The sequence below is a fragment of the Paracoccus niistensis genome (assembly GCF_042432925.1).
In the GTDB taxonomy this organism is placed as follows: Bacteria; Pseudomonadota; Alphaproteobacteria; order Rhodobacterales; family Rhodobacteraceae; genus Paracoccus; species Paracoccus niistensis.
Map to the genome: position 1 here is coordinate 60,306 of NZ_JBHLWE010000038.1, position 23,110 is coordinate 83,415.

23 protein-coding genes, 1 tRNA gene and 1 riboswitch are annotated in these 23,110 nt (G+C 68.3%); of the genes, 14 read left to right on the top strand and 10 right to left on the bottom strand.

All coding sequences use genetic code 11. The features are described from left to right. Positions 1-121 precede the first annotated feature (121 nt). On the bottom strand, positions 122-940 hold the full coding sequence (locus ACFFII_RS11780; protein WP_377699073.1) for a zinc-ribbon domain-containing protein: 819 nt from the start codon (positions 938-940) through the stop codon (positions 122-124). 105 nt (positions 941-1,045) lie between these two features. On the opposite strand from ACFFII_RS11780, the gene ACFFII_RS11785 reads away from it, so the two are divergent. The 6 genes from ACFFII_RS11785 to ACFFII_RS11810 all read left to right on the top strand — a co-directional run bounded on the left by ACFFII_RS11785 (position 1,046) and on the right by ACFFII_RS11810 (position 6,528). Next, on the top strand, positions 1,046-1,720 hold the full coding sequence (locus ACFFII_RS11785; protein ID WP_090755117.1) for a cell division ATP-binding protein FtsE: 675 nt from the start codon (positions 1,046-1,048) through the stop codon (positions 1,718-1,720). A gap of 35 nt (positions 1,721-1,755) precedes the next feature. Next, entirely contained in the window at positions 1,756-2,709 is a 954-nt protein-coding gene (locus ACFFII_RS11790) for a cell division protein FtsX (protein WP_377699280.1), read from the top strand. Beyond that, positions 2,709-3,605 carry a lysophospholipid acyltransferase family protein gene (locus ACFFII_RS11795; protein WP_377699074.1) on the top strand — a complete coding sequence of 299 codons (897 nt, stop codon included), beginning with the start codon at positions 2,709-2,711 and terminating at the stop codon, positions 3,603-3,605. Before ACFFII_RS11790 ends, ACFFII_RS11795 begins: the two co-directional genes overlap by 1 nt. 66 nt (positions 3,606-3,671) lie before the next feature. Next, positions 3,672-4,610 (top strand): ABC transporter ATP-binding protein, encoded by a 939-nt coding sequence (locus ACFFII_RS11800; protein ID WP_377699075.1) that lies wholly within the window; start codon positions 3,672-3,674, stop codon positions 4,608-4,610. Next, on the top strand, positions 4,607-5,368 hold the full coding sequence (locus tag ACFFII_RS11805) for an ABC transporter permease (protein WP_377699076.1): 762 nt from the start codon (positions 4,607-4,609) through the stop codon (positions 5,366-5,368). The genes ACFFII_RS11800 and ACFFII_RS11805 overlap by 4 nt, the downstream gene beginning before the upstream one ends. A 74-nt stretch (positions 5,369-5,442) precedes the next feature. After that, positions 5,443-6,528: a Hint domain-containing protein gene (locus tag ACFFII_RS11810; RefSeq protein WP_377699077.1), complete on the top strand. Its 1,086-nt coding sequence runs from the start codon at positions 5,443-5,445 to the stop codon at positions 6,526-6,528. Positions 6,529-6,531: 3 nt separating this feature from the next. Here ACFFII_RS11810 and ACFFII_RS11815 read toward each other — a convergent pair whose 3' ends face one another. After that, entirely contained in the window at positions 6,532-7,011 is a 480-nt protein-coding gene (locus ACFFII_RS11815) for a hypothetical protein (protein WP_377699078.1), read from the bottom strand. A gap of 193 nt (positions 7,012-7,204) precedes the next feature. Between ACFFII_RS11815 and rimO the strand changes: the two genes are divergently transcribed. The 5 genes from rimO to ACFFII_RS11840 all read left to right on the top strand — a co-directional run bounded on the left by rimO (position 7,205) and on the right by ACFFII_RS11840 (position 13,471). Then, entirely contained in the window at positions 7,205-8,605 is a 1,401-nt protein-coding gene (rimO, locus tag ACFFII_RS11820) for a 30S ribosomal protein S12 methylthiotransferase RimO (protein ID WP_377699079.1), read from the top strand. After that, positions 8,602-9,471 (top strand): sulfotransferase family protein, encoded by an 870-nt coding sequence (locus ACFFII_RS11825; RefSeq protein WP_377699080.1) that lies wholly within the window; start codon positions 8,602-8,604, stop codon positions 9,469-9,471. Before rimO ends, ACFFII_RS11825 begins: the two co-directional genes overlap by 4 nt. 65 nt (positions 9,472-9,536) lie before the next feature. Then, positions 9,537-10,730 carry an E22 family MetX-like putative esterase gene (locus ACFFII_RS11830; protein ID WP_377699081.1) on the top strand — a complete coding sequence of 398 codons (1,194 nt, stop codon included), beginning with the start codon at positions 9,537-9,539 and terminating at the stop codon, positions 10,728-10,730. An 85-nt stretch (positions 10,731-10,815) separates the two neighbouring features. Continuing rightward, positions 10,816-12,471, top strand: a complete 1,656-nt coding sequence (gene ettA / locus ACFFII_RS11835) for an energy-dependent translational throttle protein EttA (protein WP_377699082.1) — start codon at positions 10,816-10,818, stop codon at positions 12,469-12,471. 58 nt (positions 12,472-12,529) lie between these two features. Then, complete coding sequence (locus tag ACFFII_RS11840; RefSeq protein WP_377699083.1) at positions 12,530-13,471, top strand: glycosyltransferase family 25 protein; 942 nt, start codon at positions 12,530-12,532, stop codon at positions 13,469-13,471. Positions 13,472-13,705: 234 nt separating this feature from the next. On the opposite strand, the gene ACFFII_RS11845 is transcribed toward ACFFII_RS11840, so the two are convergent. Next, on the bottom strand, positions 13,706-13,897 hold the full coding sequence (locus tag ACFFII_RS11845) for a hypothetical protein (RefSeq protein ID WP_377699084.1): 192 nt from the start codon (positions 13,895-13,897) through the stop codon (positions 13,706-13,708). A 229-nt stretch (positions 13,898-14,126) separates the two neighbouring features. Continuing rightward, positions 14,127-14,438: an HNH endonuclease family protein gene (locus ACFFII_RS11850; RefSeq protein WP_377699085.1), complete on the bottom strand. Its 312-nt coding sequence runs from the start codon at positions 14,436-14,438 to the stop codon at positions 14,127-14,129. 99 nt (positions 14,439-14,537) lie between these two features. Between ACFFII_RS11850 and ACFFII_RS11855 the strand changes: the two genes are divergently transcribed. Continuing rightward, positions 14,538-15,170: a DsbA family protein gene (locus tag ACFFII_RS11855; protein ID WP_377699086.1), complete on the top strand. Its 633-nt coding sequence runs from the start codon at positions 14,538-14,540 to the stop codon at positions 15,168-15,170. Here the strand turns inward: ACFFII_RS11855 and ACFFII_RS11860 are convergent. Genes ACFFII_RS11860 through ACFFII_RS11875 form a run of 4 tightly spaced genes read right to left on the bottom strand, consistent with a single transcriptional unit; the run spans position 15,118 to position 19,566 of the window. Next, positions 15,118-15,888, bottom strand: a complete 771-nt coding sequence (locus tag ACFFII_RS11860; protein WP_377699087.1) for an ABC transporter ATP-binding protein — start codon at positions 15,886-15,888, stop codon at positions 15,118-15,120. The genes ACFFII_RS11855 and ACFFII_RS11860 overlap by 53 nt on opposite strands. Then, positions 15,885-16,868 carry a FecCD family ABC transporter permease gene (locus ACFFII_RS11865; protein WP_377699088.1) on the bottom strand — a complete coding sequence of 328 codons (984 nt, stop codon included), beginning with the start codon at positions 16,866-16,868 and terminating at the stop codon, positions 15,885-15,887. The genes ACFFII_RS11860 and ACFFII_RS11865 overlap by 4 nt, the downstream gene beginning before the upstream one ends. Then, entirely contained in the window at positions 16,865-17,686 is an 822-nt protein-coding gene (locus ACFFII_RS11870) for an ABC transporter substrate-binding protein (protein ID WP_377699089.1), read from the bottom strand. Before ACFFII_RS11870 ends, ACFFII_RS11865 begins: the two co-directional genes overlap by 4 nt. Continuing rightward, positions 17,680-19,566, bottom strand: coding sequence for a TonB-dependent receptor plug domain-containing protein (locus ACFFII_RS11875; RefSeq protein ID WP_377699090.1), 1,887 nt, complete (start codon positions 19,564-19,566; stop codon positions 17,680-17,682). The genes ACFFII_RS11870 and ACFFII_RS11875 overlap by 7 nt, the downstream gene beginning before the upstream one ends. Before the next feature lie 125 nt (positions 19,567-19,691). After that, positions 19,692-19,886: riboswitch (cobalamin riboswitch) on the bottom strand. Between the two features lie 121 nt (positions 19,887-20,007). Here ACFFII_RS11875 and ACFFII_RS11880 point away from each other — a divergent pair. Further along, entirely contained in the window at positions 20,008-20,307 is a 300-nt protein-coding gene (locus ACFFII_RS11880) for a chromate transporter (protein WP_377699091.1), read from the top strand. 24 nt (positions 20,308-20,331) lie between these two features. Here the strand turns inward: ACFFII_RS11880 and ACFFII_RS11885 are convergent, their stop codons facing one another. Further along, on the bottom strand, positions 20,332-22,212 hold the full coding sequence (locus ACFFII_RS11885) for an acyl-CoA synthetase (protein ID WP_377699092.1): 1,881 nt from the start codon (positions 22,210-22,212) through the stop codon (positions 20,332-20,334). 208 nt (positions 22,213-22,420) lie between these two features. Here ACFFII_RS11885 and ACFFII_RS11890 point away from each other — a divergent pair, with 208 nt between their 5' ends. Then, complete coding sequence (locus ACFFII_RS11890; protein ID WP_377699093.1) at positions 22,421-22,936, top strand: CAP domain-containing protein; 516 nt, start codon at positions 22,421-22,423, stop codon at positions 22,934-22,936. Positions 22,937-23,000: 64 nt separating this feature from the next. Here the strand turns inward: ACFFII_RS11890 and ACFFII_RS11895 are convergent. Beyond that, positions 23,001-23,076: transfer RNA gene (locus ACFFII_RS11895), tRNA-Thr, on the bottom strand. Positions 23,077-23,110 lie beyond the last annotated feature (34 nt).

The window sequence follows — 23,110 nt, forward strand, 5'->3', positions numbered from 1 at the left end:
TCTGCCGCGATCAGGTGCCGCAAGACCGCACCAGGGCGGCCGGGTCGCAACCGGGAAGAGACGCCAAGGCGGAGATCAAGCCCAAGTCGGGTTGCCTCGGGAACTGGCCCAGGCAGCGCCCTTATTCGCTGCCCTGTTCCCCATTCAAACGGCTGGTGAGAGCCTCTCCCTTCATGGCAAGCCACCCTCGGCCCTCGTCCACTCCGCTGCGCCATTCCGCCAGTGTCGCGCCGAGCGGACCCATGCCGCTCAGGCGCGGGGCCAGCGCATAAAGGGCAACCGCGATGGCCGCGACGATCACCGCAAGCCCGAAGCCCGCGCCATAGCCGCGCCGGTGGTTCGTGGCCGAGGCCCTCGGTGGTGGCGGAGCAGCGGGAAAGGAGGCCGACGGCCGCGACAGCTCGGTCGCAGGTGCAGGCGCGGCCGCAATGACGTCCTCAGTTGTCGTGAGGTCCGCACCTGGTGCGGTCCGTGTGACGGCTGCCGATGTCGGAAAAGTGTCCGTCTTGCGGGCGGGAGGTTCAGCGGCTTCCGGGCCGGTGCCCGCGTCGGTCACGACACCCTGTGCGCCTGTACCGGGGCCGCTGCCTGCCCCGGCCACTAGGGCGGGCGCGGGCGGAACGTCGTCCGCCAGCGCTTGGCCGTCCTGATCCCCGATCCCGGCCAGTGCGACAGACGCCCTTTCCGCCGCGCGAAGGGAACGCCGCTCGGCGGCGCGGACCTCGAGCTCGCGGGCAGCTTCCTCGCGCAGGATCTCGATCACCGAATCGCTCAGGGGGCGGCTCAACTGCGGGCGGGCGGCGGGATCGAAGGATTCGGGCGCGGGCAGGGCGTGCCAGACGTGGTCGCAGGCCGAGCATTCCACGTCACGCCCCGCCGGCGGGATCGCGGCGCCGTCGATTTCATACTGCGCGCCGCAGCGCGGGCAGACCAGCCGCATCGCATCGCCTCCGTTTCGCCCAAGCCGCGTGGTTTTCATCGCCGCGCCGACGTTCTATCAACGCCGCCATCGGCCGCCAAGCGCGCCGGGTCAAGGAGGGCGGACGTGATCGAGATGCGGGATGTGGGCTTCGCCTATCCTCGGGGCGGCGCGCTGTTTGGGGGCATCACGCTGGAGCTGCCGCGCGGCTCCTTCCAGTTCCTGACCGGCCCGTCGGGATCGGGCAAGACGACCTTCCTGCGACTCTGCATCGCGGACCTTCTGCCCAGTTCCGGCACCCTGACGGTCTTCGGACAGGACGCGGCCGCGCTGGGCCGGGACGAGATCGCGACCCTGCGCCGCCGGATCGGCCTCGTGCAGCAGGACACGCAGTTCCTCGATCACCTGCCGGTTGCCGAAAACATTGCCCTGCCGATGATCGTCGCGGGCGAGCCGGTGGACATGGCCGCCATCCGCGACCTTCTGGCCTGGGTGCAGATGACACAGGCCGCGCGCGAGTTGCCGCCAGCGCTCTCCGGGGGCGAGCGCCAGCGCGCCGCCCTGGCTCGGGCGGTGATCCTGTCGCCGGACGTGATCCTGGCGGACGAACCCACGGGCAATCTCGACTGGGACATGTCCCTGCGTCTGCTGCAATTGCTCATCGAACTGAACAAGTCAGGCAAGACCGTGCTGATCGCCACCCATGACATGAACCTGATCCGGGCTGCCAGGCAGCAGGTCCCGGTGCGCGTGCTGCGCATCGCTGGCGGCCGCGTGCAGGCCGCGGGGACCGAGCTGTGAGCGCGGGTCCGAAGAAGCGCTCCGACTGGCGGGCCATGGTCCGCCGCGCGCCGCGCGCTCCCCGCGTGCGCACGGGGCTGGACGCGCTGGATGTCCGCACCCTCTGGCGCAGCCTGGTCGGGCGCGAGGCGGGACTGGCCGACCGGATCGTGCCGCCCTCGGGGGCGACGGCGAAGCTGACGGTCTTCGCGGCCGGGGTCATGGCCTTTCTCGCGGTCTTCGCGCTGGCGCTGGCGCTGGCGACGGGACGGCTGGCCGACCGCTGGGCCGAAGGACTGGCGCAGACCGTGACGATCCGCCTCTCGGCCCCTGCGTCGGAAATCGAGGCGCAGACGGCCGCTGTCCAGCAGGCGCTTGCAACGACGCCGGGCGTCGCCGAAAGCCGCCTGCTGGGGAGCGAGGAGGTCGAGGCGCTGCTCGAGCCCTGGTTCGGCCCCGACGTCCCCGTGGACGCGCTGCCGGTGCCGCGGCTGGTCGAGGTCACGACCGAACGCGGCTTCGACGCCGAGGGCCTGCGCCTGCGGCTCGAGGCCGAGGCTCCGGGCGCGGTGCTGGACGACCATACCCGCTGGCGCCAGCCGCTGGTTTCGGCCGCCTCGCGGTTGCGCTGGCTCGGCTGGCTGTCGCTTCTGCTGATCGGGGCGGCGGGGGCCGCGATGGTGACGCTGGCTGCGCAGGCGGCGCTGGCCGCGAACGGGCCGGTGATCCGCGTCATGCGGCTGATCGGCGCGCGCGACCTGACCATCGCACAGGCCTTCGTCCGCCGCCTGACCCGCCGCACGGCGCTGGGCGCGGCCGGGGGCACCCTGCTGGGGATGCTCGCCGTTTTCGCGCTGCCCGACATGCAGGCGGCGGGGGGCTTCCTGACAGGCCTCGGCTTCACCGGCTGGGGCTGGCTCTGGCCGCTGCTGATCCCGCCCGTGGGCGCGCTGGTGGGCTTTGCCGCCACCCGCGCCGCCGCGCTGCGGATGCTGCGCGAGGTCCGCTGATGGCCCTGCGCCGCCTTGAACAGCCCGGCTGGGCGCTCAGCCCTGCGCCCGAAGGAATGCCGCAGCAGGGGTATCTTCTGTCTGGAAATATCCCAGGGTCCGGGGCAGAGCCCCGGTCAGCCGTCGCAGTCCCTGCCCGCGATCTCCGCTACCAGCCCGGCCGCCTGCCGCTGCTGTGGCCGCTGCGCACGGCCGTCTTCTACGTCTGGATCGCGCTTGTCACGCTGGTCATGGGGCTGGCCTGGTGGCCCCGAATCCGCCGCGACCCGTCGCAGGCCCATGTCCTGCCGGTCGTCTGGACGGGCCGGCTGCTGGCCGCTGCCCGCGCGATCCTGGGGATCTCGGTCGAGGTGCGGGGCACGCCGCCCACCCGCGACTGCATCATCGCCGCCAAGCACCAGAGCTTCCTTGACATCCTCGCCATCGCCCATGCCGTCCCGCAATGCGGCTTCGTCATGAAGCGCGAGGTGCTGCGGGTGCCGGTCATGGGCCATTACGCGCGGCTTGCGGGCTGCATCCCCATTGACCGCGCCCGCGGGTCCGAGGCGATGCGCCAGATCATCGCCGGGGTACAGGCCGCCCGCGCCTCGGAAGACGGGCTCGGCCAGCTCATCATCTACCCCGAGGGCACCCGCACCCGTCCCGGCGAGCGGCGCAAGTACAAGCACGGCGTGGGCACGATCCAGGCTGCAACCGGGCTGCCGATTCATCCCGTTGCCGTCAACTGCGGCATGTTCTGGCCCAGGGACGGCCTGCGGATGCGCCCGGGCCGCGCGGTGATCGAGTTCCTCGATCCCCTCTCGCCGGGGGGCTCGGCAGCCGAGACGGTCGAGCGGCTGGAAGCCGTGGTCGAGGGCGCGTCGGAGGCGCTGATGGCCGAGGCCTCGGCGCGCTGACCGCCCGCGCGTCTGGACAAGCGCGTCTTGCAGGCATAGCTCTCGTCAGTTCGCAAGGAGAGTGCCGTGCCCCCGATCATCGAGATCGACCATCTGTCCAAGCAGTATGCGGGCGGCACACGGGCGCTCGACAACGTCAGGCTGTCAATCAAGCAGGGCGAGATCCTCGCGCTGCTGGGCCCGAACGGCGCCGGCAAGACGACGCTGATTTCCATCATCTGCGGGCTGGTGGTGCCCACGGGCGGGACCGTGCGCGTGGGCGGGCACGACATCCGCACCGACTGGCGCGCCGCGCGCAAGCTGATCGGGCTGGTGCCGCAGGAAATCGCGCTCGAGCCCTTCGAGACGGTGGCGAACTCGGTCCGCTTCACCCGCGGCCTTTACGGCGAAGGGCCGGACGAGGCCTACCTGGAACAGCTTCTGCGCAGCTTGGCGCTGTGGGACAAGCGCGACGCGCCGACCCGTGCACTGTCGGGCGGCATGAAGCGGCGGGTGCTGATTGCCAAGGCGCTGTCGCACCGCCCCAAGGTCCTGTTCCTCGACGAGCCCACCGCCGGGGTGGACGTCCACCTGCGGCGCGAGATGTGGACCGTCGTCAGCGAGTTGCGCGCCTCGGGCGTGACGATCATCCTGACCACGCATTACCTGGAAGAGGCCGAGGAGATGGCCGACCGCATCGGCGTCATCGACAAGGGTCGCCTGATGCTGGTCCGCCCCACGACCGAGCTGATGGGCGAGTTCGGCCGCAAGCAGCTGACCGTGGAGCTGGACGCGCCGCTGGACGCGCTGCCGCAGGGCTGGGCCGACCGGGGGATCACGCTGTCGTCCGATGGCCGCAGGCTGGACTATGACTATGACGCGCGCGCCGAACGCACCGGCATCGGCCGCCTGCTGGCCGACCTGAACGCGCAGGGGATCGGCGTGCGCGACGTCGCCACCCAGCAGTCCTCGCTGGAGGAGGTGTTCATGTCGCTGCTGGAAAACGGGGGGGAGGCGCGGCGATGAACTGGCAGTCCGTCAGCATGATCTACCGCCACGAGATGGCGCGCTTCTTCCGCACGATCTGGCAGTCGCTGGCCTCGCCCGTCCTGTCCACGGTTCTGTATTTCGTCGTCTTCGGCGCCGCCATCGGGGGGCGGATCGAATCGGTCGAGGGGATTTCCTACGCGGCCTTCATCGTGCCGGGGCTGATGATGCTGACGGTGCTGCAGCAGTCCGTCTCGAACGCGAGCTTCGGGATCTACTTCCCCAAGTTCTCGGGCACGATCTACGAATACCTCGTCGCCCCGACCGGCTGGGCCGAGGTCACGCTGGGTTTCGTGGGCGCCGCCGCGTCCAAGGCAATCCTGATCGCAGCGATCATCCTTCTGACCAGCTTCTTCTTCGTGGGCGTCCATATCGTCCACCCGCTGTGGATGATGGCCTTTCTGACGCTGACCGCGACGGCCTTCGCGCTGCTGGGCTTCGTCATCGGGTTGTGGGCCAAGAACTTCGAGCAGCTGCAGATCGTCCCGATGATGGTCATCACCCCCCTGGTCTTCCTCGGCGGCGCCTTCTACTCGGCCTCGATGCTGCCGCCCTTCTGGGAGCAGGTGGCCAAGCTGAACCCCGCGCTTTACCTCGTTTCGGGCTTCCGCTGGTCCTTCTTCGGGCTGGCCGACGTGCCGGTGGGCGTGTCGCTGGTCGCGGTCGGGCTGATGATCGTCGTGCTGCTGGCGGTGATCCGGCGCATCTTCGTGACAGGCTGGCGGCTGCGCGACTGAGCCGCATTTTTCCGGACGCTTAACCTTGCGTTAACCAATCATCGTTAACCCCTTGTAAAAATGCGGGGTTAACGATGGTCAATCTTTACGACGCCAGCATTCTGACGGGGCCTGCTTCGCTTGACGGTGCGGTCATCAGGCCCGAGGGCAGGCCTGGCGGCACCCACAGGATCTCGGACGTTCTTGAACCGCTGGAGGTTTCCCAGTCCAGTTCCGCGATGCTGTCGAACGGCGACACCATTGTCCTGGCCGGGGTCGCGTACCGGGTCGGCGCCGTCCGGTTCCTCAGAAGCTATGTCGAATATGCCGAGGGCAAGTCCGGCGATACCAACGCCATTGTCCTGTCCCTGACCCGAGTCGCGGACCCTTCCGAGGAAATGCGGCTGCTGGTGCCGCTGGACGGGCAGACCACTCCGTACGACGGCAGTTCGGGCGCGGCGATCTCGACCATGCACGTCAGCTATGTCGAGCCCCTGCAACGCTACCCCTGGGCCGAGATTTCACGCGACGACGATTTCAGGATCGACGTCACCTGCTTCACGACCGGGACGCTGATCGAGACAGAGCGCGGGCTTCGCCCTGTCCAGCGCCTGCGGGTGGGCGACCTGGTCCGCACCCGCGACCATGGGCTGCAGCCGCTGCGCTGGCTGGGCGGGCGGCAGGTGTCGGGCACCGACCTGCGCGCCAACCCCAGGCTGCACCCGATCCGCATCGCGGCGGGAGCCTTGGGGCCGGGCCTGCCTGCGCGCGACCTGGTCGTCTCGCCCCAGCACCGGATGCTGGTCCGTTCCGTGATCGCCGAACGCATGACCGGCTCGGCCGAGGTGCTGATCGCGGCCGTTCACCTGCTGGGGCATCCGGGGATCGAGCGGACCGAGGCGCAGAGCGGCGTCGGCTACTGGCACCTCATGTTCGACCGGCACGAGATCGTCTTCGCCGAAGGGGCCGAGGCGGAATCGCTCTATCTCGGGCCGATGGCGCTGGCGGCGATGACGAAGGACGCGGTCGAGGAACTGCATGCGCTGTTTCCCGAACTGGTTTCGGCGGGGGGAACGGCCGAGCCGCAGCCGACGGCGCGCCCCGTCATGCGCGGCAAGCCAGTGACCCGGCTGATCGAGCGGCAGCTTCGGAACCTCAAGCCGCTGGTGATGGCGGCCTGAGCCTCAGCGCGGACAGAGCCGCGTCTGGGGGTCCAGCCTGACGTACTCCCGCGCGCTGATCTTCCGGATCTTCAGCGAATGGCGCCATTCGGCGTTCCAGCGTTCCAGGATGCCGTTCCGGTAGTGCAGGGCCATCAGCTGGTCCACGATGGGCGGGATGACCTTGGTCCCCGGCAGGCGCGGCGCGTGGAATCCGACCGAGGCGTCGGGCGCAAGGCAGGCATTCGGAAGCGTGATCAGCATCGTGCAGGCCGAGTTGCAGACGCCGCTGATGCGGACGGGCCGGCCCGAGGCCTCGAGCTCGTTGCGTCGCTGGATCATCTGCAGGACGTTGCCGCCCCGGTTGTCATGGATGACGATGGGCTCGGGCCCGGCGGCCACCGGGGTCGCGGCGTTGCCGCCGGACGGGGGCGCGGCGCAGGCGGGCAGGGCGATCAGCGCCAGAAGCGCGGCGCGGCGGGCAAGTTGGGGAAGGATGTGCATGGGCGCATCATGGCGGTCTGCGGCCGGAATGAAAATCCGCCGCCCGCTCCCTTCGGACTGCGCGCCCATCACGACCGCGCCAGCCTAACGGCGGGCGCGATCCCCTGAAAGGCGCGGCCCTCGCGCATCATCGCGCCATAAACGCCACGTCGCGCGCTTTGCCTTCGGCCCGCCCGTCGCTATATGCCGGACCATGAGCCTGAACCCGCCCAGCCTTCGCCCGGATCTCGCCCCCGCCCTTCGCCTCGACGACGCGCCAGCACGCGCGGCAGCGGGGCGTGGCGGGCAGCCCACTATTGGCATGGTCAGCCTTGGCTGCCCCAAGGCGCTGGTGGACAGCGAGCGCATCCTGACCCGCCTGCGGGCCGAGGGCTATGCGATCAGCCCGCAGTACCAGGGCGCCGACGCGGTGATCGTGAACACTTGCGGTTTCCTCGACAGCGCCAAGGCGGAAAGCCTGGAAGCCATCGGCGAGGCCCTGTCGGAAAACGGCCGGGTGATCGTCACCGGCTGCCTGGGGGCCGAGCCCGAATACATCACCGGTGTCCACCCCCGCGTGCTGGCCGTCACCGGTCCGCATCAGTACGAGCAGGTGCTGGACGCGGTCCACTTGGCCGTGCCGCCCGCACCAGACCCCTTCATCGACCTGTTGCCCGCGTCCGAGGTGCGGCTGACGCCCCGCCACTACGCCTATCTGAAGATTTCCGAGGGCTGCAATCACGCCTGCAAGTTCTGCATCATCCCCGACCTGCGCGGCCGCCTGGTCAGCCGCCCGGCCCATGCCGTGGTGCGCGAGGCCGAGAAGCTGGTCGCCAGCGGCGTGCGCGAACTGCTGGTGATCTCGCAGGACACCTCGGCCTATGGCCTCGACCTGCGCCACGCCGAGGAGCGGGGGCACCGCGCCCATGTCACCGACCTCGCCCGCGATCTGGGCTCGCTCGGGGCCTGGGTGCGGCTGCACTATGTCTATCCCTATCCCCATGTCCGCAACCTGATCCCGCTGATGGCCGAGACGGCGGCGACGGGAACCGGGGTGCTGCCCTATCTCGACATCCCCTTCCAGCACGCGCACCCCGACGTGCTGAAGCGCATGGCCCGGCCTGCGGCGAGCGCCAAGACGCTGGACGAGATCGCCGCCTGGCGCGCCGCCGCGCCGGGGATCACGCTGCGCTCCACCTTCATCGTCGGCTACCCCGGCGAGACCGAGGCCGAGTTCCAGTATCTCCTCGACTGGCTGGACGAGGCCCAACTGGATCGCGTCGGCTGCTTCCAGTACGAGAACGTGCGTGGCGCGCGGGCCAATGATCTGCCCGACCATGTGCCGGACGAGGTCAAGCAGGACCGCTGGGACCGCTTCATGCAGAAGGCGCAGGCGATTTCGGCCGCCAGGCTGGCCGCCAAGGTCGGCACCCGCCAGTCGGTCATCGTGGACAGCATCGACGCCGACGGCGCCACCTGCCGCACCATGGCGGACGCGCCCGAGATCGACGGCAACCTGTTCATCGACGAAGGCTTCGAGGCCCTGACGCCCGGCGACATCGTGACCGTCACCGTGGACGAGGCCTCGGACTACGACCTGTGGGGAACACTGTGACGGACCTGCCCAAGTGGGACCCCGAGGGCGCGCCGAAGAAGCCGCTGATCGTCGGCATCGGCGCGCAGAAGGCCGGGACCACCTGGCTGGGGCAGATGATCTCGCAGCATCCGCAGGTCTGGCTGCCGCCCTTCAAGGAAGTGCAGTTCTTCAACCATCGCTTCCTGCCGGAACACCGCCAATGGCTGCCTTGGCATTTCAAGCGTGCGCGCCAGACGCAGGAAAAGCGCTATGCCGCCAAGGGCGAGGCGATGCCGCCCGCGCTGGACGACTGGCTCGACCGGATCACCCGGGGCGAGATGTTCACCAACCATTGGTACAAGCAGGTCTTCGCCCCCGCCCCCGAGGGCACCATGCCCTGCGACATCACCCCGGAATATTCCACCCTTCCGGACGAAGGGGTCGAGTTCGTCACGGACTTCCTGCCGCAGGCGCGCTTCATCTACATCATCCGCCACCCGGTGGACCGTGCGATCAGCCAGCTGAAGATGAACCTGACGCGCAAGAAGAAAGCCCCCAAAGGCGTCGAGGCCTGGCTGGCCGAGATCGACGACCCGGTGCTGTATGACCGGGGCGACTACGCGACCTATGTGCCGCGCTGGACCTCGCGCCTGGCTGCGGACCGGCTGCTGATCCTGCCCTTCGGCCTGATCGCCAGGGACCCGGGGGGCGTCATGCGCCGGGTCGAATCCTTCTGCGGCCTGACCCCGCACGCCTATCGCGGCTTGAACGCCAAGGTCTTCGCCGCCAATGCCGAGCTTTCGGTGCCCCCCGAGGCGCGGGCGAAGATCCGCGAACGGCTCGAGCCACAATTCGACTTCATCGAGCAGACTTTCGGCAAGGAGTTCTCGGGCCTGATCCGCTGAGGCGGTGGACAGGTTTTGCGGCCTCGGCTCTACTCGCCCAAGGGATGAGGGAGAGGAGACCCGGAATGATCAGATACATGGCCGCCCTGATGGGCGGGCTGCTGCTGACTGCGCCCGCCTTCGCGCTGGACGAGATCGTCGAGAAGAAAAGCTTCACGCTGACGGATTTCCAGACGCAGGGCGGCGAAACGATCCCCGAGATGACGCTGGGATACGAAACCTATGGCACGCTGAACGAGGCCAAGGACAATGCGATCCTGATCACCCATTTCTTTTCGGGCAATTCGCACGCTGCCGGAAAATATGCGGAAGGCGACGCCGCGCCCGGCTATTGGGACGCGATCATCGGGCCGGGAAAGCCCATCGACACCGACAGGTATTTCGTCGTCTCGGCCGACACGCCTGTGAACCTTGCGGCGAAAAGCCCGACGGTCATCACCACCGGCCCCGCCACGGTGAACCCGGCGACCGGCAAGCCCTGGGGCATGGACTTCCCGATCCTGACCATCGGCGATTTCGTGGAAACCCAGCGCGGGCTGATGGAGCAACTGGGGATCGAGAAATGGCACGCCGTGATGGGGCCGTCGATGGGCGGCCTGCAGGCCTATGACTGGGCAGCGCGGCATCCCGACAAGCTGACGCGGGTGATCCCCGTGATCGCCTCGGGCTGGGCCGATGCCGACCTGATCGCCTGGCTGGACATCTGGGGGGCGCCGGTGCGGCTGGACCCGAACTGGAACGGGGGCGACTACTACAAGGGGACTCCGCCGGACGCTGGGCTGGCGCAGGCGCTGAAGATCGTGACGCTGCACGCGAACTCGGCCGAATGGACAAACGGCACCTTCGGCCGCGACTGGGCCGAGGAGGACGCGGACCCCGCCGCCGCCATGGAAAACGAGTTTGCCGTGGTCAAGACGCTGAACGACGGCGGCGCCGCGCGGGCGGCAACTTCCGACGCGAACCACCTGCTGTATCTGATCCGCGCCAACCAGCTTTTCGTCGCGGGCGGGGCTGGGGGCGAGAGCCTTTATGACGGGCTCAAGGCCATCGACGTGCCGACCATGCTGATCCACACCGACGAGGATCTGGTCTTCTCCGGCAATGCGGTGCGTGAGACCGCCGCCATCATCAGGTCCGACGGCACCCCGGTCGAGGTGGTCGAACTCGAAGGCACCCGCGGTCACCTGGACGGCGTCCTGAACATTGCCCAGGCAGGCGAGCAGATCCGCGCCTTCCTTGATCGCGAACTTACCCAGTGATCCTTGGGCGGCGCCCGCGTGGCGCCGCTTACATTCGCCCCACTGGTGGCCTAGATAGCCCGCAACAAGCGAACAGGAGCGGATCATGGCCTCGTATCAATATGTCTATCACATGGACGGCGTGTCCAAGACCTATCCCGGCGGCAAGAAGACCTTCGAGAACATCCGCCTGAACTTCCTGCCGGGCGTCAAGATCGGCGTCGTGGGCGTCAATGGCGCCGGTAAGTCGACGCTGCTGCGGATCATGGCCGGCATCGACAAGGACTTTTCCGGCGAGGCGTGGGCCGCCAAGGGCGCGACCGTGGGCTACCTGCCGCAGGAACCCCAGCTTGACCCGCAGCTGAACGTGCGCGGCAACGTGATGGAAGGCGTCAAGGCCAAGCAGGCCAAGCTCGACCGCTACAACGAGCTTGCCATGAACTACTCGGACGAGACCGCCGAGGAGATGGCGAAGCTGCAGGACGAAATCGACGCCGAGAACCTGTGGGACCTGGATTCCCAGGTGGACGTGGCGATGGAGGCCCTGCGCTGCCCGCCCGACGACGCTGACGTGGAAACCCTTTCCGGTGGCGAACGCCGCCGCGTGGCGCTGTGCAAGCTGCTGCTGGAAGCGCCCGACATGCTGCTGTTGGACGAACCGACCAACCACCTGGACGCCGAGACCATCGCCTGGCTGCAGAAGCACCTGATCGAATATCCCGGCACGATCCTGATCGTGACCCACGACCGCTATTTCCTGGACGACATCACTGGCTGGATCCTCGAACTCGACCGTGGCCGGGGCATTCCCTACGAAGGGAACTATTCCGCCTGGCTGGAACAGAAGGCCAAGCGGCTGGAGCAGGAAGCCCGCGAGGACAAGGCCAAGCAGAAGCAGCTTGAGCGCGAACTCGACTGGATCCGCGCCGGCGCCAAGGCGCGGCAGGCCAAGCAGAAGGCCCGGATCAACGCCTATAACGAACTCGCGTCCAAGTCCGAGCGCGAGAAGATCAACAACGCCCAGATCATTGTCCCGAACGGGCCGCGTCTCGGCAGCCGCGTGATCGAGGTGATGGGCCTGACCAAGGCCTTCGGTGACAAGCTGCTGATCGAGAACCTAGACTTCAGCCTGCCGCCCGGCGGCATCGTCGGCGTGATCGGCCCGAACGGCGCGGGGAAATCCACCCTGTTCCGGATGCTGACGGGGCAGGAAAAGCCCGACGCGGGCGAGATCACCTTCGGCGACACCGTGCAGCTGTCCTACGTCGACCAGAGCCGCGACGCGCTGGACCCCAACAAGACCGTGTGGGAGGAAATCTCGGGCGGCGCCGAGCAGATCGACCTGGGCGACGCGCAGATGAACAGCCGCGCCTATTGCTCGGCCTTCAACTTCAAGGGCGGCGACCAGCAGAAGAAGGTCGGCCTGCTCTCGGGCGGCGAGCGCAACCGCGTCCACATGGCCAAGCTGCTGAAGTCCGGCGGCAACGTCCTGCTTCTGGACGAACCGACCAACGACCTAGACGTCGAAACCCTGCAGGCGCTGGAAGCGGCGCTGGAGGACTTCGCCGGCTGCGCGGTGATCATCTCGCACGACCGCTTCTTCCTCGACCGCCTCTGCACGCATATCCTCGCGTTTGAGGGGGACGCGCATGTGGAGTGGTTCGAAGGGAACTTCGAGGCCTATGAGGAAGACAAGGTGCGGCGGCTGGGGCCGGATTCGATCGAGCCGAAGCGGGTGAAGTACAAGAAGTTTGCACGCTAAGGACGCGGGCAGGCTGTCCAGAGGGGCACAGGGACGCTGATCATCTACGAGGATGCACATGGAAACTGCTGATACTTCACTCGCTGTCCGCATCCTGACCCTTCCGGGCGCCACGGATCGCCAGACCCGAATGCGGGAGGTGATGCAAAAGGCCGAGGGGCTGAAAGGAGCCCCTTGGCAGTTTCATCACGCGGTTCCCCATGAAGGTTCGGCGCTTGCCTATGACGATCGATCGGCCCATGCGGCCGGTCGAACGCTTTCCGCGGCAGAACTGAGTTGCTTCGTAAGCCATATCGGAATCATCTCCTCATGGCTTGAGGACGGCGCGTCCGATGTTCTGCTTGTCCTTGAAGACGACGTCTATCTGGATCCCTGGTTCGACTTCCAAGCGGCGGCTGCCCTCGCACATTCCACGGGGCTCGATTATCTTCGCCTCTATGCGCGCGTCTGGATGCCCGCACGTCAGATCATCTATCGGGCGCGCACTCAGATTGTCCGGTTCACCTGGACGCTTGGAGGAATGCAGGCCTTCATGCTGACGCGCCAAGGCGCCCAACGAATTATCGATGCAGTTACAGCAGCGGGGCGCATTGTCCGGCCAGTGGATGATCTCATCGACCGCTATTGGGAGGTGAGAAATCCTGTTTATGCCTTGTTTCCCTCGCCCGTGCTGGAACATTGTATGCCGACACTGATCCATTTGAACGAGCAGGTTAAAGCCCGGCAGAAGAAACAGGCCGAACTTGACCGCATGACTCAGGCGGTTGGCCTATCGCGGCGTTTACAGTCCAAGGTCGGCGCGTTGGCTGACCGCTTGGCCCGGCGCAAGATCGAAAAGGAGATGCGGCACGAGGATATTGAAGTCGCCGCACGTCTTCAATCGTATATGAACAGGCCTGACTTTCATCACTTCAGGATAAGTGCACCCGCTGTCGGCTCTTCGGCATTTCAGCCACCGGCAGGGATCACACTTGTCGAGGCAAAGCAGACTGTTTTCTGAGCCATATGCCGAATGAGACGCTTTCCATACCTCAGAGTGAGGGCACCCATGTAAAGCGCGGATCGTTATGTTCGGTGCGCGGAGGCGGGCCGTTCAGATTCGCGCACCACTGCTAGCGGCATGCAAGAACACTTGCCGTTTCGCAGGACAAACAGACATGTCAGTCCTCAAATCGAAAATATGGTTTTCGTGCCTGCATCCGAAACCGAAATTACCTCCTAGGGTATCCCCGCATTACGACATCACCTGCCGCGCTTTCCCCCCGCAATTGTGCCCACCAGCAGGCTTCGCGGGCGTCGCGCCCTGATCCGGGGTCGTGACCGCCGGCTGGGGCGCTGGCGTCGTGGTTGCGGCGGATTGGGCCAGGACCGGCGAGGCGGCGAGGACGCAGGCCGAGGCGAGGCTGATGATCGTCAGGCGGGGCATGGCGGTTCCTTTCCTGGAGAAGAGGTCCGATGGTGTACCCGAATCACTCATTCTCCAAACGCTGAGCCATGCAGCCGGGCCGGATGACGAGGCTGTGATGAGGCGGACTGGGCGTGCGGATGATTGGGCCGCATCAGGTGCGGGCTGACGGCCACGTTGTCTTGTGATCACGCGCCAGACAAGAAGACATCCGGCAAGGGCGGAATGGCACGTACGAACACGCCACTTCTCACCGCACCTTTCCCTTCCACCTTGGCGGGCGTTTGCCCACCCAGTCGAAGAAGCGCCGCAGTTCGGGATGCCCGCGCAGGGCGTCAACCGTCGCGTAGTTCCGCGCCAGGTCCGTCTCGCTCAGTGTTCTGTGGATCGTGGAATGGCAGACCTGGTGCAGCAGCACCGTCTCGCCGCCCTTGCCGCCGCGCAGCTTCGGGATCAGGTGATGGCGGCTTTGCGGCACGCCCGGGGGGATCGGGCGCAGGCAGAGAGGGCAGGTGGGCACCGCCTCGGGCTTGGGGGTCGGCGGGTCGAATCGGCGCGGCATCTATCCCCCTTAAGCTCGCCTCCGGAACTGGAGGCATCGTGATTTCCCTCTGCCTTTTAACGTTTCTAGCGTGGCGCCGGATCACGGAAAGGACGCTTCATGCCCAATCGCCGCGCCACGCTTGCCCTTCTTGCCGCCGTGGCGGCCTCGCCCGCGCTCGGCCAGACGGCCGACCGGCCGAACCCGATGCCGGGAGAGCTGCGCGAGGCGCTGGAACGCGACCGCAATGCCGTCGTGCTGGGCAATCCGCAGGGCAACGTCACGCTGACCGAGTTCTTCGATTACAACTGCCCCTTCTGCAAGAAGCTGGTCCCGGCGATGCAGCGGCTGATCGGCGCAGACCCGCAGTTGCGGGTGGTGTTCCGCGAATGGCCGGTCTTCGGCGAAGGCTCGGACTTCGCGGCGCGCGCGGCGCTGGCCTCGCGCGAGCAGGGGAAATACTGGCAGGTCCACGCCGGGCTGATGGCGATGAAGGACCGTGCCGCCGAAGCATCCGTGATGCGCGTGGTGCGCCGCCTAGGGCTGGACGAGGCGAAGCTGCGCGCAGCGATGCAGTCTGATCCGGTCGAGGATCACATCGCCCGCTCCTTCATGCTGGCCGAGCACATGAGCCTGATCGGCACCCCCACCTTCATCGCCGGCGACGAAGCCCTGTTCGGCGAGCAGAGCTTCGAGGATCTCACGGCTCTGGTGGCGCGGGCGCGCAAGACCCTGGGGGTGGCGGCAGGGTGACGAAGACCGGCCCCGCCGGCGTCGGCACGAAGGCGCCCGAGACGCCGAAGACCTGTTCCAGCCGCGCGGGCGTCAGAACCTCGGACGGGCGGCCGTCGGCGACAAGGCGCCCCCGGTCCATCAGCACCAGCCGGTGGCAGAAGCGCGCGGCCAGCGCGAGGTCGTGGATCGAGGCGATCACCGTGCGCCCCTGCCGCGCGAGGCGGGCGAACAGCTCCATCACCGCGAACTGGTGCGAGGGGTCCAGGCCCGCCACCGGCTCGTCGGCCAGGATCAGCGGCGTGCGTTGAGCAAGCAGCCGGGCGATCAGGACCCGGGCCAGCTCTCCGCCGGAAAGCTCGGTCGCACGACGGCTTGCCAGATGGGTCACGTCCAGCGCGGCCATGGCCTCGGCCACGGCAGCTGCATCGGCACGGCGGTCTGGATCGGCGCGGCGGCCCAGTCGCACCAGCGCCTCGACCGGGATGGGCCAGGCGATCTCGCGCGCCTGCGGCAGCCAGGCGGCACGGCGGGCGCGGCGGGCAGGAGAAAGGGCTGCAAGGTCCGATTGCCCCTCGGCCGGGATCAGCCCCAGCGCGGCCTGCATCAGGGTGGTCTTGCCAGCGCCATTCGGGCCGATCAGCCCGACAAGGCTGCCGGGGGGCACCGACAGTGTGACGTGATCGACGGTCGGGCATCCGTCGCGCCGCACTGTCAGGCCGTGCAGGGACAGGCTCATCGTCCGGCCTGCGTGCGCCAGATGAGGTGCAGGAAGACGGGTGCGCCCACCAGCGCCATCATCACTCCCAGCTTGAGGTCGCGTTCCGGCAGGATCAGCCGCACCGCCACATCCGCCGCCAGCACCAGCGCCGCGCCGCCCAGACCTGCGGCGGGCAGCAGCCGCGAGGGCATCGCGCCCACCGCGCCCCGCAGCAGGTGCGGCACGACCAGCCCCACGAAGCCGATCGCCCCGGCGACGGCCGTCGCGGCCCCGACGGCGGCGGCAGCGCCCAGCACCACCAGCAGCCGCAGCCGCGCAAGGTTCACGCCCATGGACGCGGCGGCCTCCTCGCCCAGGGACAGCGCGTCGAGGTCACGGCCGGCCCGCGCCAGCGCCACCCATCCCGCCAGCATCAGCGGGGCTGCGGTCAGCACATGGCCCCAACTGCGGTCGGCAAGCGAGCCCATGGTCCAGAACATGATGTCATAGGCGGCGAAAGGATTGGGCGAGAGGTTCAGCACCAACGCCGTCAAGGCGCCCGCCAGCGCCGAAACGGCGATGCCGCCGAGGATCAGGCCCAGGCCCCCGGCCCGGCGACCCGCCAGCCCCAGGATCAGCGCGACGCCCCCCAGCGCGCCGCCCAAGGCCGCGAAGGGCACCCCCAGCGCCAGTGCCGAAATCCCCGCCTGGATCGCGATCACCGCCCCCAGCGCGGCCGAGGCCGAGATGCCGATCAGCCCCGGTTCCGCCAGCGGGTTACGCAGATAGCCCTGCAGCGCCGCGCCGGACAGCCCCAGGCTCGCCCCGACCATGATGGCCAGCACGGTGCGCGGGGCCCGGATCTCGCGCAGGACGATGCCCAGCGGCCCCTCGCCGGTCCACAGCGCCTCGATCCCTGCGCGAAGCCCGGCATCCGCCGGCCCGGTCAGCAGCGAGACGAGCGCCAGCGCCGCCACCAGCGCGGCAAGGCCGCCCAGAAGGCGCGCGTCCCGCGTCACCGCAGCGCCTCGGCTTCGGCTGACAGCATCGCCAAGGCTTCCAGCGAGCGGGGCAGGGCGCAGGTCCACAGCGCATCCGGCACGCGCAGGACATGGCCCTCCAGCTTCTCCAGGGCAGGATGGTCCAGCACCTCCTCGGCGCGCGAGGCGCCGGGATAGGGGCTGCCGGTCACGATCAGGTCGGGTTGGGCCATGACCAGCACCTCGAGCGGGACATAGCCCGAGGCCTTCATGCCCAGTCGATCCGTCACCAGCGCAAATCCTGCCAGGCGCAGGATGTCCCCGGCCAGCGTGTCCCCTGCGATCGAATAGCCATTCGCCCCCCAGGTCGCGGCGGTCGGCGCATCCGGCCCTGCGGGGCGTGCAAGCTTCGCCACCTCGCGGTCGAAGTCGGCGATCATCGCTTCGGCCGTCTCGCTGCGGCCCAGGGCTGCGCCGACCTGGGCGATGGCGTCGCGCGCCTCGGCCAGCGACGTGGGCGGTGCGACCTCGACCACGGGCACCCCCAGCCGGTGCAGCATGGCGACGGCGGGGCCGCCGAAGCTGCCGGCCAGCACCAGGTCGGGCTTCAGCAGATAGATCTCCTCGGCCCGGCCCCGGTTGGTGGGATAGGCCTTGGCTTCCTCCACCATGGCCGAGGACCGGGGATCCAGGGCAAGATAGGATATCGAGACGAGCTGCCCCGGAGCAGCCAGCGCCATCGCCAGCTGGTCGGTGCAGAGGTTCATTGACACGACCCGCCTGGGCGGCTCGGCCCCGGCGGGTGCCGCAAGACCCGCCGCCAGCGCCAGCACCGCCAGGGCGCGCAGGCTTACCACCGCGTTTCGACCCCCAGCCAGGCGGCCCGGCCGGGCGCGGCATAGCCCCAGGTTTCGGAATAATCCTCGTCGAACAGGTTGGTGACGCGGGCGGACAGGCGGGCCTGGTCGGTCAGGTCATAGCTGGCGGCGAGGTTGACGGTGGTGAAATCGGGAAGATCCTTGGTGATCCCGTTCGGATATTGCTCCCGGTCATGCCAATACTGGGTGTCGGACAGGTCGCGGACATGGCGCAGGTCGGCCGCAACCCAGCCGCGCCCGCCGAAGGTCTGCAGGCTGGCGTTCACGGTCAGTTCGTGCCGGGGGCGGCGGATCTCGACTGTGCCGTCCGAGTTCCTTGCGTCCAGATAGGTATAGGCCGCGCCGACCGTCAGCGCATCGGTGATGTCCTGGCGATAGGCCAGTTCGATCCCCTCGCGGCGGCTGGTGCCGTCCTGGTTGTAGTAGTTTGTGCCATTCGGCAGCAGCAGGCCGCTGAAGGTGATTTCATCCTCCAGTCGTTCCTTGAACCAGGTCACGTCGATGACCCCGCGCCCATCGGGCAGGCTGTATTCGATACCCAGATCGATGCTGCGGTTTTCCTCGGGCTTGAGGTTCGGGTTGCCGACATAACCGTAACCGCCGAGGATCTCGAAATACTGCGGATTGCTGACGCCCGTCCCGGCCGAGGCGTGCAGGCGCAGGGGCGTGTCCTCGATCCGCCATGACAGGCCCGCGTTCCATGTGGTCTTGGATGCGAAGTCCGAACTGTCGTCGTGGCGCAGGCCCAGCTGCACATCGAGGCCATTGGCATGGGCGCCTCGGTATTCCAGCGCCGTCGACTTGGTCTCGCGCCGGTTGTCGGCCACGCCCGTCGCCTCGTCGGTGATCCAATCCTGCGCCAGCGCGAGGGTCTGGCCCGCTTCGGCGACGGACCCGTCCAGGCCGAAGGTGGCGCGGTATTTCAGCGCCCGCGTCCGCGCGCGCGACGTCGCGCCGTTGTCCTGTTCCAGCCGGTGGCGGGTGTCCTGCCAGGCAAGTCGCTGTTCGAGCCGCCCGTCCAGCGAGGTCCGGCTGGCCCAGACCGTGCCGATCCGCTCGTCGCGCTTGGCTTCGGCGTCGCTGTCGATCAGGTAGTTGTCCTTGTCCGAGGCAAACCAGTTGGTGTCGTCAAACTCGTAGCGTTCGTCCGAGCGGCGCGCCGAAAAGCCGAAGCGCAGCGTCTCGGTCACCTCGTATTCGCCCGACAGCGCCAGCGTGCCCCGCCGGATGCCGTCGTCATCGCCCCCGTCGCCTGCCGAGACGTCAAAGCCCTTGTCGTCCCGCCAGGACCAGTCGCCCTGCAGGCGCCAGCGATCGCCCACCAGCGATTGCCCCAGCGCAAGCGCCTCGCCGTTTCCGATCTCGGCGCGCGCATAGCCGCCCGTCGCCTCGGCCCTGCGGGTGATGATGTTGACCACGCCGGAGGCGGCGTTCGATCCGTAATAGACCGTCTGCGGGCCGCGCAGCACCTCGATGCGTTCGACATCGGCCAGGTCGAGGCCGGACAGGAAATAGGGCTGGTCGCCCGCCGCCGCGCTGACGCCGTCGATCAGGACAAGCGTGTGCCGCGTCTCTCCGCCCCTGATGCGGACGGCCGTGTTCGAGGTGCCGGTGCTGCCGACCGAGACGCCCGGCAGGGCGCGCAGGGCGTCCTGCACGCTGGACACGCCGCGACGGCGCAGGTCCTCGGCGTCCAGGACGGTTGCCGCCCGACCGTAGGCCCCGGCCTCGACGGGCGAGAAGCCGCCCGACAGGATCACGGGGTCGAGCGTCACATTCTCCTGCGCCAGGGCGGGGGCGGAAAGGGTCAGCGCGATGGCAAGGGGCGCGGTGGTCAGGCGAAGGGTGCGGATGGACATGATCGGTCCCGGGATGGCGGGGCGGCGCCCGCAAGGTTGGCAGGGGTCCGAGGGACGGATCAGCCCCGCAGACGGTTGACGGATCACCGCTGCGGCATGCCGCTTCGCTGGCGCGCCCCGCACCATCGAAAGGGTGTCGCCGAGCAGGTCTCCTGGCTTGCGGGTCATCACGGCGGCCGGCCTTCCCGGGGCAAGCCCCAGTGGCATGTCGGCGCCGCTCTCCGCGCACAGTTGCGGGGGCAGCCACGGCCTTGGCCCTTCGGGGCCGTCCCGTGTTCCCTTTCAATCCGGCAGGGCCGGAACTCGGACAGCGGCAGATACGCGCAGGGTCGGGGCCGCGTCAATGGCCGGGCGGGCCTCGTCGTTGCCTGTCCCGCCCGCGCGTGCCATGCCCGGCCCGCCAGATGCCGCGAAAGGCCAGCCCATGATGCGGCCGCCGCCTTGGGGACGCTGTTCCTGCCGAATTTCCTGCTACTGGTCGCGGCGCTTCCCTTCTGGAACCTGCTGCGCAGCCGGACTTGGGCGCAGTCGGCCATGCATGGCGTCAATGCCGCCGTGGTGGGCATCTTGGCGGCCGCGCTTCAGGATCCCGTCTTCACCAGCGCTATTCACAACCGCGCCGATTTCGCCTTGGCGGCGGTGCTGTTCGTCGCGCTGGTGATGTGGAGGACGCCGCCCTGGATCATCGTCCTGCTGGGCGCGGCCGCCGGCGCAGCGATTACCCTGGCCGGGCAGGGCTGATCCCAAGGGGCCGGGGGGCGGGACTCAGGCCCACTCCCAAGGCACGGTGAACTCGCCCAGCCGCCGGGTCACCTCGGCCTCGTCCGTGCCCCGAGCCCGGGTGACGCGGGCGGTCAGGCCGTTCCGGCGATGCTCGACCACCTCGGCGACCGAGGCGCCGGTGCCCTCCAGCGCCGCAGACAGGACGCGGGCGATGGCCAGCTTGCGCAGGGCGGGCTTGAAGACCTTGCCCACGGCGGTCGTCGGCAACTCGGGCATGATCTCGATGTGCTTGGGAACGGCCGCGCGTTCATGGATATGCGCGCGGGCATGTTCGGCCAGCGCCTCGGTCGGCACCGAGGCCCCGTCGCGCAGCTGGACATAGACGCAGGGCAGTTCGCCCGCGAAGCTGTCGGGCTGGCCGATCGCGGCGGCGCCGACCACGTCAGGGTGCGACAGCATCCCTTCCTCGATCTCGGCCGGGTCGATGTTGTGGCCGCCCCGGATGATCAGGTCCTTGGCCCGGCCCGTGATCCACAGGTAGCCGTCCGCGTCGATCCGCCCGAGGTCGCCTGTCCGCAGGAAGCGGTCCTCGGCGAACAGATCGTGGTTCTTGTCCGTCTCGGTGTAGGTCGAGCCCTCGAAGACGCCGGGATTGGCCACGCAGATCTCGCCCACCTCGTCGGTGCCGCAGTCCTTGAAGCCCTCGGGCGTGCGCCGCAGGATGCGGACATGGGTATAGGGCAGGGGGATGCCCACCGACCCCACCTTCTTCAGCCCGTCCACCGGGTTGCAGCTGACAAGGCAGGTGGCCTCGGTCAGCCCGTAGCCCTCGGCGATCTCGACGCCGGTCGCCTGCTTGAAGCGGTTGTAAAGCTCGACCGGCAGCGCGGCCGAGCCGGAAATGGCCGTGCGCAGGCTGGACACGTCGGCATTCACCGGACGCTGCATCAGCGCGGCGATGGCGGTCGGCACGGTGATCAGGAAACTCGCCTGCCAGCGCTCGACCAGCTTCCAGAAGTTGTCCATCACGCCCTCGCCCCGGTATCCGGCCGGCGTCGGCATCACCATCATCGCGCCCGAGTGGATGCAGGACATCAGGATCGGATAGGCCGCAAAGACGTGGAACAGCGGCAGCGGGCACATCAGCACGTCGTTTTCCCCAAACAGCAGCGAGCCGCCCAGGAAGCCGTTGTAGATCATGCCCGAATACTTGTGCTGGGCGATCTTGGGCATCCCCGTGGTGCCGCCCGTGTGGAAATAGGCGGCGACGCGGTCGGCCTGCACGTCCTCGAAGACCAGGCGGTCATGGGGCTGGGCCGAAGCCGCGGCCTCGAAGTCCAGCACCCGCGCCTTGTGCCTGGCCACGACGCGCGGGCGCAGGAAGCGCACGATCAGCCGCTTGAAGCGGCTGAGGTACCGCGCCAGGTCAACCTCCAGCAGGGTCTCGACGTTGGGCGCCAGCTCCAGCGCGGCGGCGGCCTTCTGCGCCACGTCCGACTTGGGCATGGATTTCAGCGTGACCAGCACCTTGGCGTTGGTTTCGCGCAGGATGCTGGCGATCTGTTCCGGCTCAAGCAGGGGGTTGATCGGGTTCACGATCCCCGCCGTCGCCCCCGCCAGCAGCACGACCGGCGTTTCCAGGCAGTTCGGCAGCAGGTAGGCCACGGTGTCCGTCGGGCCCACGCCGAGGCTGCGGAACAGGTTCGCCGTCTCGGTCACCCGCTCGTGGAATTCCGTCCAGTTCATCGTGCAGGCGCGGCTGCGCGGGTCGGCCAGAAGCTGGAAGGCCAGGGCCGGGCGCTGCGGAGATCGGTCGCGGGCAGCCGACAGGAAGCCATAGATCGTCCTGGGCAGCGGCCGGTCGGTATAAGGCATCTCGGCCTCGATCCGGTCACGATCCGCGATGCTGACAAAGCGCGACATCGGCTCCCCCTCCGCAATTCCCGCAAGGGGAAGATGGGCCGAAACCTGCCGAAGGGGCAAGTTGTCGGCGACGGGCAGCCGCCGGAACGCGGCGTCAAGCCTTGGATCAGGCGAATGAAGCACAATCTATAGTTGATCGTGAGCGCGCATCCGATCAGCTGAAGCGTGTGCAACAGCTGGCGGATTGCCAGCCAGATCAGAGGTTCAGATGAAAAAACAGCTTTCCCTCGTCGCCATGGCCGTTGCGCTGATCCTGCCGGGGGCGGTTCTGTCCGAACCGCTGCGCGTGCAGGCCTCCGCACCCGGCGCCGCAAGTTGCCTGGCGACCAGCCGAGGCGAGAACGAGGCGGCCGCCCGCGTGACCAGCCAGCAGCGCGCGGCCGCCAACCTGCCCCCGGTCCGCGCCAATGCGCGCCTTGCCCAGGCGGCGGCGAAGCACGCCTGCGACATGGCCCGCCGTGGGGTCATGGCCCATCAGGGCAGCCGCACGCAGGGTCCTGCGCAGCGGGTCAAGGGCGTGGGTTATCGCCCCACCGTGACGGCCGAGAACATCGCCGCCGGTCCCTTCGACCTCGGCCAGGTGCTGACGGTATGGAGCCGGTCCTCGGGCCACGCGCAGAACATCATGCTGCCGCCCGTGGCCGACTTCGGCATCGGCCGGGCGGTCGGATCGGACGGCAAGACCGTTTTCTGGGCCGCCGTCTACGCCGCCCCCCGGGGCTGAGGCCCATCCCGGAAAAGGCAGCGCCGCCCGGCAGGGGCGGCGTGGCGAGTGCGAGAATGGGAAGTGGTGCCGCAGAAGGGACTCGAACCCCCGACCCCATCATTACGAATGACGTGCTCTACCAGCTGAGCTACTGCGGCGTGCGGGGCGGATTAGCACCATCCCGCGCGCAGG

Bases quoted from the DNA above. Each gene is read 5' to 3' on its own strand.
- ACFFII_RS11780 (WP_377699073.1), bottom strand. From the start codon at position 940: ATGCGGCTGGTCTGCCCGCGCTGCGGCGCGCAGTATGAAATCGACGGC.
- ACFFII_RS11845 (WP_377699084.1), bottom strand. From the start codon at position 13,897: ATGCCCCGCCTGACGATCATCAGCCTCGCCTCGGCCTGCGTCCTCGCC.
- ACFFII_RS11855 (WP_377699086.1), top strand. From the start codon at position 14,538: ATGCCCAATCGCCGCGCCACGCTTGCCCTTCTTGCCGCCGTGGCGGCC.
- ACFFII_RS11840 (WP_377699083.1), top strand. From the start codon at position 12,530: ATGGAAACTGCTGATACTTCACTCGCTGTCCGCATCCTGACCCTTCCG.
- ACFFII_RS11890 (WP_377699093.1), top strand. From the start codon at position 22,421: ATGAAAAAACAGCTTTCCCTCGTCGCCATGGCCGTTGCGCTGATCCTG.
- ACFFII_RS11790 (WP_377699280.1), top strand. From the start codon at position 1,756: ATGGTCCGCCGCGCGCCGCGCGCTCCCCGCGTGCGCACGGGGCTGGAC.
- ACFFII_RS11805 (WP_377699076.1), top strand. From the start codon at position 4,607: ATGAACTGGCAGTCCGTCAGCATGATCTACCGCCACGAGATGGCGCGC.
- ACFFII_RS11885 (WP_377699092.1), bottom strand. From the start codon at position 22,212: ATGTCGCGCTTTGTCAGCATCGCGGATCGTGACCGGATCGAGGCCGAG.
- ettA (WP_377699082.1), top strand. From the start codon at position 10,816: ATGGCCTCGTATCAATATGTCTATCACATGGACGGCGTGTCCAAGACC.
- ACFFII_RS11830 (WP_377699081.1), top strand. From the start codon at position 9,537: ATGATCAGATACATGGCCGCCCTGATGGGCGGGCTGCTGCTGACTGCG.
- ACFFII_RS11815 (WP_377699078.1), bottom strand. From the start codon at position 7,011: ATGCACATCCTTCCCCAACTTGCCCGCCGCGCCGCGCTTCTGGCGCTG.
- rimO (WP_377699079.1), top strand. From the start codon at position 7,205: ATGAGCCTGAACCCGCCCAGCCTTCGCCCGGATCTCGCCCCCGCCCTT.
- ACFFII_RS11875 (WP_377699090.1), bottom strand. From the start codon at position 19,566: ATGTCCATCCGCACCCTTCGCCTGACCACCGCGCCCCTTGCCATCGCG.
- ACFFII_RS11810 (WP_377699077.1), top strand. From the start codon at position 5,443: ATGGTCAATCTTTACGACGCCAGCATTCTGACGGGGCCTGCTTCGCTT.
- ACFFII_RS11795 (WP_377699074.1), top strand. From the start codon at position 2,709: ATGGCCCTGCGCCGCCTTGAACAGCCCGGCTGGGCGCTCAGCCCTGCG.
- ACFFII_RS11860 (WP_377699087.1), bottom strand. From the start codon at position 15,888: ATGAGCCTGTCCCTGCACGGCCTGACAGTGCGGCGCGACGGATGCCCG.
- ACFFII_RS11850 (WP_377699085.1), bottom strand. From the start codon at position 14,438: ATGCCGCGCCGATTCGACCCGCCGACCCCCAAGCCCGAGGCGGTGCCC.